This is a genomic window from Neisseria sp. HMSC067G12 (assembly GCF_001812725.1).
Lineage (GTDB): Bacteria > Pseudomonadota > Gammaproteobacteria > Burkholderiales > Neisseriaceae > Neisseria > Neisseria perflava.
In genome coordinates, this window is sequence record NZ_KV810206.1 from 2,237 (window position 1) to 3,356 (window position 1,120).

1 pseudogene is annotated in these 1,120 nt (G+C 56.5%); it reads right to left on the minus strand.

Going from position 1 to position 1,120, the window contains the following annotated elements:
- A pseudogene (locus tag HMPREF2871_RS07425) lies at window positions 1–1,048 on the minus strand (RHS repeat protein); the annotation flags it as partial.
- Window positions 1,049–1,120: the final 72 nt, after the last annotated feature.

Genomic DNA, 1,120 nt, shown 5'->3' on the forward strand with positions numbered 1-1,120 from the left:
TGCCTATCCTTCTGCCCAAGGCGTCGTAGGTGTAGGCCCAAGTCTCTTTCGTGCCGTCTTTTTTGAAGATTTCGGCTTTAACCAGCTGGTCGTGCAGGTCGTAGAAATAGTTCTGTACTTCGCCGTCGGCCAGTTCGCGGTGGATCAGGTTGCCGAGCTCGTCGTAGTAATAGGTCGTGCCGTTATAGGTTTTCAGGCGGTTGTCGGGGACGGTAAGGCTGTTGAGATCGGACAGGATATTGTGCGCGGGGTCGAAAGCGAACACTTCATTACCCGCTTTGGTAATCCGGCCCAGTTTGTCGTATTCGAAATGGGTCGTGCCCGTCCGTTGGTCGGTACTGTGGGTCAGGTTGCCGGTACGGTTGTAGCCGTAGCTGCGTTTGACGGCATAAGCCGATGTTACTGCATTTTTAGCTGTTTCGGTCTGCGTCAGCTCGTTGAGTGCGGCAATTTGCCTTTTCAGACGGCCTAAGGGATCGAGTTCGTAACGGCTGGCAAGCTTACCCTGGGTGCGGTAGATTTCACGGTGCAGCTTATCGCGTTCGATGTCGGAGATGACTTCGTCGTCGAGGCTGATTTGGTGCAGGTGGCCGCTGCCGTAATACAGGTAGTTGATTTGTCTGCCGTCGGGCAGGACGGTGGCGGTACGGTTGCCGTTGAAGTCGTAGTGGTAGCGGATGCTTTCGGTAACGGGCAGGTACAGCATGTCGTACTGCGCATCGCGCCAGTCGGTTTCGGGCAAACCGTTTTGTGCGTTCTCTTCCTTAGCCGGTACCCTCCATTGGTGCTGGCCGATGATTTGGCCGTTGCCGTTGTAGTCGAAGCAGGTAATGCTGTGGCTGTTGGCGGCACGGACGAGGTTGCCGTCCAGGTCGTATTGGTAAACGGTTTCCTGAACCTTGTCGTTGTTGCGGGCGAGGGTATGGATTAAGCGTCCCAATATATCGCGTTTGAACTCGGTAGTCCGCAGCGGGGCTTGGCCGTCAAGGCCGTCTGAAAGCGAGGCAGCGTCTTTTTTGGGGACGGGTTGTCCGCCCAGCTGCGCCATCAGTTTGGCGGCAAGGGAGGCATCGTCGCCGAATTCGCGCTGCTCGACCAGTTCGTTGCCGGCGTTGTAGCG